The sequence below is a fragment of the Mizugakiibacter sp. genome (genome assembly GCF_039680435.1).
Classification (GTDB): domain Bacteria; phylum Pseudomonadota; class Gammaproteobacteria; order Xanthomonadales; family Rhodanobacteraceae; genus Mizugakiibacter.
This window is the reverse complement of the sequence record NZ_JBDKSX010000091.1, coordinates 21,393-27,845: the sequence shown is the minus strand read 5'-3', so window position 1 is coordinate 27,845 and position 6,453 is coordinate 21,393. Positions and strand designations below refer to the sequence as shown.

Below are 6,453 nucleotides of genomic sequence, written 5' to 3'. Positions count from 1 at the left end.
ACGACCCGTACGCGCAGCGATGAACCGCCTGCCGATCCTCGATCCGCGCCGCCCGGATGCGTTTCCCGATCCGCAGCATGCATTCGCCGAGCCGAACGGCCTGCTCGCCGCCGGCGGCGATCTGTCGCCGCAGCGCCTGCTGCACGCCTACGCGCGCGGCATCTTCCCGTGGTACGGCGAAGGCGAGCCGATCCTGTGGTGGTCGCCGGACCCGCGCTGCGTGTTCCGCACCGATCGCATGCACCTGTCGCGCCGCCTCGCCCGCACGCTGCGCGGCTCGCGCTGGACGATCAGCGCCGACGCGGCATTCGGTGCGGTGGTCAGCGCCTGCGGCGCGCCGCGCGCCCGCCAGTCCGGCACCTGGATCACCCGCGCCATGCACGCGGCCTACGTGCGCCTGCATGCGCTCGGCCACGCGCACTCGGTGGAGGTGTGGGACGGCGAAGCGCTGGTCGGCGGCATCTACGGCGTCGCGCTCGGCCGCATGTTCTGCGGCGAGTCGATGTTCAGCCGTGCCGAGAACGGCTCCAAGGTCGCGCTGCTGGCGCTCGGCCGCGCGCTGCACGGCTGGGGCTTCCCGCTGCTGGATGCGCAGGTCACCAACCCGCACCTGCTGCGCATGGGCGCGATCGAGATGCCGCGCGCCGAATACCTCGCCGAACTGAAGCGTCTCGCCGCCCTGCCCGGCGTGACGGGCGACTGGGGGCCGCGCTTCCCGCTGCGCCGCGCTGCCGAGCTGGCGCCGTGATGCCGGGCGGGCAACCGGCCCGCGCGGATGCCGGGCCGGCCGCGGCGCGAGGCGGAAATCCTCGTCTCCGCTAGTGTGAACGCTCTAGACAACCCGCCTAGATTGCCCCCTACACCACACACCACCGAGGGCAGCACCATGGCGACCAAGCCGCAGTTCAAGAGCAAGGCCCGCGCCGGAACGGCGACCGCCCAGCAGTTGGGCAAGGGCATCATGGAATCCGCGCAGCAGATCTGGCTGGCCGGCCTCGGCGCGTTCTCCAAGGCGCAGGCCGAAGGCAGCAAGCTGTTCGAGGCGCTGGTCAAGGAAGGCGCGCAGCTCGAACACAAGACCCGCAAGTTCACCGATGCCCGCGTCAGCGAAGCGCGCGGCGCGGTCGAGTCGACGGTCGGCGAGGCGAGGAAGCGCGCCGCCGATACCTGGGATCGCCTGGAGAAAGTGTTCGAAGCCCGCGTCTCGCGCGCGCTCGGCCAGCTCGGCGTGCCCGGGCGCCGCGATCTCGAAACGCTGACCGCGCGCGTCGAGGAACTCGCTCGCGAGGTTCGCAAGCTCAATGGCGGCGAGCGTCCGACTGCGAAGCGCACGACCCGGGTGCCGGCAAAGCGCGCTCGCAAGAGCGCCTGAGCCGACGCGAAACAGACGCTTGTCGGCCCGTCGGCCAACCCGCGGCAGGATCCCTCCCCCTGCCAACGGCCGACGGGCCTTTTCTGCGGCGGGACGAACGCCCGGCCGTGCCGGGCGTTCGCCGTTCTGCCGCGCGACCTTGCCGCGGCCGGCCGCCACCCGCGTGCCGTCGCTCGCCGTCCGCGGACGCCGGAAAACACGGCACGCGACGCCGCTGCCGGCGGCGCGTGAACGCCGGGTTTTCTACCAGTGCACGCCGCGCAGCAGCGCGGCGAACGCGATCTGCTCGCTGGTCGGCTGCTGCGCCGCCTCGCGCATGCCCTTGATGCCCTTGGCCGCGGCCGAATCCGGGAACAGCCGGAACGCGGTGTTCATGATGATCTCGTAGGCACGCGGCGCCAGCGCGTAGACGATCTGCGCGAAGGTGCCGAGCCGCGTGGCGATGCGCACCGGGCGCTCGATGATCGCCTCGACGATCAGGTCGGCGGCTTCCTCCGGCGACAGCGTCGGCACCGACTCGTACATCTTGGTCGGCGCGATCATCGGCGTCTTCACCAGCGGCATGTTGATGGTGGTGAAGCTGACGCCCTGGTCGGAGAACTCCGCCTGCGCGCAGCGCGAGAACGCGTCCAGCGCCGCTTTCGAGGCCACGTAGGCGGAGAACCGCGGCGAGTTGGTCAGCACGCCGATCGAGGAGATGTTGATGATGTGGCCCTTGTGCCGCTCGGCCATTTTCGGCAGGAAACCCAGCACCAGCCGCAGCGCGCCGAAGTAGTTCAGCTGCATGGTGCGTTCGAAGTCGTGGAAGCGGTCGTAGCTGGAGGCGATCGCGCGGCGGATCGAGCGGCCGGCGTTGTTGACAAGGATGTCGACGTGGCCGTGATCGGCCAGCACCTGCTGCACGAACGCGTCGCAGGAGGCGACGTCGGCAAGATCGGCCTTGTAGGTGTGGCAGACGCCGCCGACGGCCTCGATCTCCTTGCGCGTGGCGTCCAGTTCCTCCTCGCCGCGCGCGCAGATCACCACCTTGGCGCCGGCCGTGGCGATCTTCAGCGCCGCCGCCCGGCCGATGCCGGACGAACCGCCGGTGATCACCACCACCTTGCCCTTGACCTTGCCCGACAGCGAATGGTCGACGAACAGGTCCGGATCGAGATGGCGCTCCCAGTAGTCCCACAGGCGCCAGGCGTAGTCCTCGAGATCGGGCAGCGCGATCTTCGTGCCCTTCAGCGCGCGCTCGGTCTCGCGGCAGTCGAAGCGGGTCGGATAGTTGATGAACTTCAGCACCTCCAGCGGTATGCCGAAGTCGCGCAGCAGCACGCCGACGAAGCGCCTGACCGGCGGCAGACTGGCCAGCGCCTGGCGCAACGCGCCGGGGACGAAGGCGAACATGCGCGCGTCGAGGCGCATCGCCATCTCCGGCGCGTGCCCGGCGCGCGCGAATACGTTCAGCACCTCGCCGATGCGCCGCGGCGCAGGATCGGTGAGGTGGAAGCACTGGCCGTCCAGCCCCGGCTTGTGCGCGATATGGTCCATCGCCGCGACCACCCAGTCGACCGGCACCAGGTTGATGCGTCCGCCTTCGAGGCCGATGGCCGGTACCCACGGCGGCAGCGTCTGCCGCATCTTCTTGATCAGGCGGAAGAAGTAATAAGGCCCGTCGATCTTGTCGATTTCGCCGGTCTGCGAATGGCCGATCACCACGCCCGGGCGATAGATGCGGAACGGACGCTTGCATTCCTCGCGCACGATCCGCTCGGCGTCGTGCTTGGTGCGGAAATACGGATTGGCATCGAGGTCTTCGGCCTCGTCGAACATGTCCTCGCGGAACACGCCCGGATACAGGCCGGCGGCCACGATCGAGCTGGTGAAGTGCACGCAGCCGGCGCCGACCGCCTCGGCAAACTCGAGCGCGTGGCGGGTGCCGTCGACGTTGGCGCTGCGCTGCGCGTCGGCGTCGGCGGTGAGGTCGTACAGCGCGGCCAGGTGGAAGAAGTGCTTCAGCCTGCCCTTCAGCGCGGCGAGCTGCGCGGGCGCCACGCCGAGGCGCGGCTTGGCGAGATCGCCGCGCACCGCGACCAGGCGATCCTTCGGCGCGCCGAGGCGCTCGCGCAACGCCTCGAACTTGCCTTCCGAACCCTTGCGCACCAGGCAGTAGACGGTGCCCTTGCGCGCCAGCAGGCGCTCGACCAGATGCCGGCCGACGAAACCGGTCGCCCCGGTGACGAAATAACTCATGCGCAAACCCTCGCTTTCGCGGCGAGCATGCCGCGCTCCCGTTTCAAGCATAGTCGCGCGCACGTTGCGCGGCCAAGCGCCAGCTCGCCGGCCACACGCACGCGCCATCGCGTTGACCGCTCCAGGGTCGCGTGATAAAAGCTCGTCCGTTACGGGGGAGGGAACGCACTGCCATGGCCGATCTGAACGCACAGTTCGAACAAGCCGCCGAGGACGTCAAGAAGCTCAGCGAGCGCCCGGACAACGACACGTTGCTGAAGCTGTATGCGTTGTACAAGCAGGGTTCGGAAGGCGACGTCACCGGTCCCAAGCCGGGCTTCTTCGATTTCGTCGGCACCGCCAAGTACGAGGCCTGGGCCAAGCTCAAGGGCATGGGTGCGGACGAGGCGATGAAGAAGTACATCGAGCTGGTGCGCAAGCTCGGCGCCTGAGCCTGCGGCGATGGCGCGGCGCACGCGCGAGCGCATCCTCGAAACCAGCCTGGGGATGTTCAACGCCCAGGGCGAACCGAACGTCACCACCAACCACATCGCCGACGAGCTGGGCATCAGCCCCGGCAACCTGTACTACCACTTCCGCAACAAGGACGACATCGTCGAGCAGCTGTTCGCCCGCTACGAACAGCGCATGGACGACGCGCTGCAGGCGCCGCAGGAACGCCTGCCCGACCTCGAGGACGTGTGGCTGCAACTGCACCTGGTGTTCGAGTGCATGTGGGACTACCGCTTCCTGTACCGCGATCTGGTCGACATCCTCGCGCGCAGCCGCAAGCTGCGCCTGCGCTTCGTGCGCGTGCTCGAGCGCTCCGGCGAATCGGCGCGGCGGGTGATGCACGGGCTGGTGGGCACCGGAGTGATGCGCGCCAGCGCCGACGAGGTCGAGGCGCTGGTCGAGAATATCCTGCTGATCGCCACGTTCTGGCTGGACTACGACGCGGTCCGGCGCGGTTCCAGCCACGAAGCGCCGCAGGAACTGGGGCGCGGCATCTACCAGGTGATGCTGCTGCTGGCGCCGTTCCTGCGCGACGCCGAACGCGTGCACCTCAACCGCCTGGCCAGCGCCTATCGCGGCTGATGCCGGCGCGGGTCCGCGGCCGCCATTGCGGCCGCCACCTCGCGCTCGCGCTCGATCTCCGATGCCGCCAGTCCGGCGCGGGCGCCCTCGAAATCGGCTGCGTTGCGGTTCTGGCTGAGCTTCCACTTGCCTTCCAGCCGCGCGATCGGCATCTCGAAGCCGACGATGCCGCGCAGTTGCTGCTCGACGTACGCCGCCGGCGCGTCGCCGACGCGCCAGCGCGGGTCGCGCTGCGCTTCCTGGCGATCGGTGAGGCGGGTCAGGATGTCGAGCACGCGCGCGGGCTCCTCGACGATGCGCAGCGGGCCATGGGCGTGCACCGCGATGTAGTTCCAGGTCGGCACGTCCTCGCCGGTGGCGTGCTTGCCCGGATACCAGTTGGGCGACACGTAGGCGTGCGGCCCGACGAACATCGCCAGCGACTGCGCATCGGCCGAGAAAGCGCGCCAGTGCGGGTTGGCGCGCGCGACGTGGCCGTACAGCGTGCCGTGCGGTCCCGGCTCCGCGTCGAACACCAGCGGCAGGTGCGTGGCGATCAGGCCATCCGGCCCGTGCGTGACCAACGACGCGAAGGCGATCGCGCGCATCGCGTCGCGCAGCACTTCGACGCGCTCTTCGCGAAAGTGACGTGGCAGGTACATGCGCCGGATTCCACCATGCGGAAGGCGCGATTGTAGCGGCTGCGGCTGCGTTCAGCGATCGCCGTCGCGCCGCGCGCGGGCGCGCGCCTGCACGGCGCGGCCTTCGGCGACCAGCGCGGCGAACAGCGCGCGCCCGCGGCGCCCGATCGCGGCGGCCGCGCCCAGCCCCGCCAGCCAGAGATTGCGCACCTGCTCGGCCGTCGGCGACGGTGCCTGCGCGCGGCGTTCGCGTGAATCCGTGGTCATGCGGTATCGCCCTCCCGGCGGCACTGCGCCGTGCGCGGGGCCCGGCGCGTCGCCATGCTGGCGGCGCCGGCTAGAGCAGCCACACCAGCGGTGCGGCGCTCAGCGCCCGAACTTGATCTCGTCGCCTTCGTGGCGGCGGTCCCAGGCGCGCAACTCGTCGCGGATATGGGCGATGCGCTGGCGCCCCAGCGTGCTGCGCTCCTCGTCCAGCACCATGCCGTCGAGCAGCTCGGCGAGGCGTTGCGCGGTCGGCAGCATGGCGTCCCAGGCGTCCAGCGCCGGCAGCGGCCCGGGCAGGGTCATGAAGAAGCTGATCCCGGGCGTTTCCAGCCGGTCGATGTTGCGCATGTCGAACTTGCCGGGCTTGATCATGTTGGCGACGCTGAAGATCGGCCCCAGCTCCGGCTTGCCGTCCAGCAGGCGGTGGAAGATGCCCAGGTCGCCGAATTCCAGCCCCGCCTTCTCCGCCGCCACCACCAGGTCGGGGCCGCGGAACGGGCGCTCCGGGCGCGCCGCCACGAACAAGCTGACGATGCGCTCGACCGGCTTGTCGTAGGGACGGCGGCCGGGCAACGGCTGCGCCGCGGCGCGCGCGCGCGCCGGGCTTTCGGCAGCCGGCGGCGGCTCGTCGAGGGCGCCGAACGACGCGCCGACGTCCAGTTCGCCCTGCCGCGGCTCCGCGACGTCGTCCAGCGGCGGCGCGGCCTCGCCGAGGGTCGGCTCGATGCGCTCGTCGGCGCCGCGGCGGAACAGCGTGCGCCGCCCCTGCCCCGGCTTCTTCGGCTGGCCGAAAACATAGATCAGCGCCAGCACGATCGCGCCGACGGCAGCGATGATGATGCGCAGCGTGGTGGGGTCCAATGCCCGCTGTCCCATGCGCTC

Annotated in this window: 8 protein-coding genes; 4 read left to right on the top strand and 4 right to left on the bottom strand. The window is 70.4% G+C overall.

The annotated features are described in order from the left end of the window. Positions 1-748: leucyl/phenylalanyl-tRNA--protein transferase (gene aat, locus ABFC67_RS09575; RefSeq protein WP_346737789.1), on the top strand; the 748-nt coding region annotated here is incomplete at its 5' end. A 138-nt stretch (positions 749-886) separates the two neighbouring features. Then, a complete protein-coding gene (locus tag ABFC67_RS09570; protein ID WP_346737788.1) occupies positions 887-1,372 on the top strand; it encodes a phasin family protein in 486 nt (161 codons plus the stop codon). Positions 1,373-1,615: 243 nt separating this feature from the next. On the opposite strand, the gene ABFC67_RS09565 is transcribed toward ABFC67_RS09570, so the two are convergent. Further along, entirely contained in the window at positions 1,616-3,610 is a 1,995-nt protein-coding gene (locus ABFC67_RS09565) for an SDR family oxidoreductase (RefSeq protein WP_346737787.1), read from the bottom strand. A 173-nt stretch (positions 3,611-3,783) separates the two neighbouring features. Here ABFC67_RS09565 and ABFC67_RS09560 point away from each other — a divergent pair, with 173 nt between their 5' ends. Next, positions 3,784-4,041, top strand: coding sequence for an acyl-CoA-binding protein (locus ABFC67_RS09560; protein WP_346737786.1), 258 nt, complete (start codon positions 3,784-3,786; stop codon positions 4,039-4,041). A 10-nt stretch (positions 4,042-4,051) separates the two neighbouring features. Then, positions 4,052-4,684 (top strand): TetR/AcrR family transcriptional regulator, encoded by a 633-nt coding sequence (locus ABFC67_RS09555; protein ID WP_346737785.1) that lies wholly within the window; start codon positions 4,052-4,054, stop codon positions 4,682-4,684. Here the strand turns inward: ABFC67_RS09555 and ABFC67_RS09550 are convergent. From ABFC67_RS09550 to zipA, 3 genes are all read right to left on the bottom strand, one after another. Continuing rightward, positions 4,672-5,325, bottom strand: coding sequence for an FMN-binding negative transcriptional regulator (locus tag ABFC67_RS09550; RefSeq protein ID WP_346737784.1), 654 nt, complete (start codon positions 5,323-5,325; stop codon positions 4,672-4,674). The genes ABFC67_RS09555 and ABFC67_RS09550 overlap by 13 nt on opposite strands. 51 nt (positions 5,326-5,376) lie before the next feature. Then, positions 5,377-5,571 carry a phasin family protein gene (locus tag ABFC67_RS09545; RefSeq protein ID WP_346737783.1) on the bottom strand — a complete coding sequence of 65 codons (195 nt, stop codon included), beginning with the start codon at positions 5,569-5,571 and terminating at the stop codon, positions 5,377-5,379. A 99-nt stretch (positions 5,572-5,670) separates the two neighbouring features. Beyond that, on the bottom strand, positions 5,671-6,447 hold the full coding sequence (zipA, locus tag ABFC67_RS09540) for a cell division protein ZipA (RefSeq protein ID WP_346737782.1): 777 nt from the start codon (positions 6,445-6,447) through the stop codon (positions 5,671-5,673). Between the last annotated feature and the right edge of the window lie 6 nt (positions 6,448-6,453).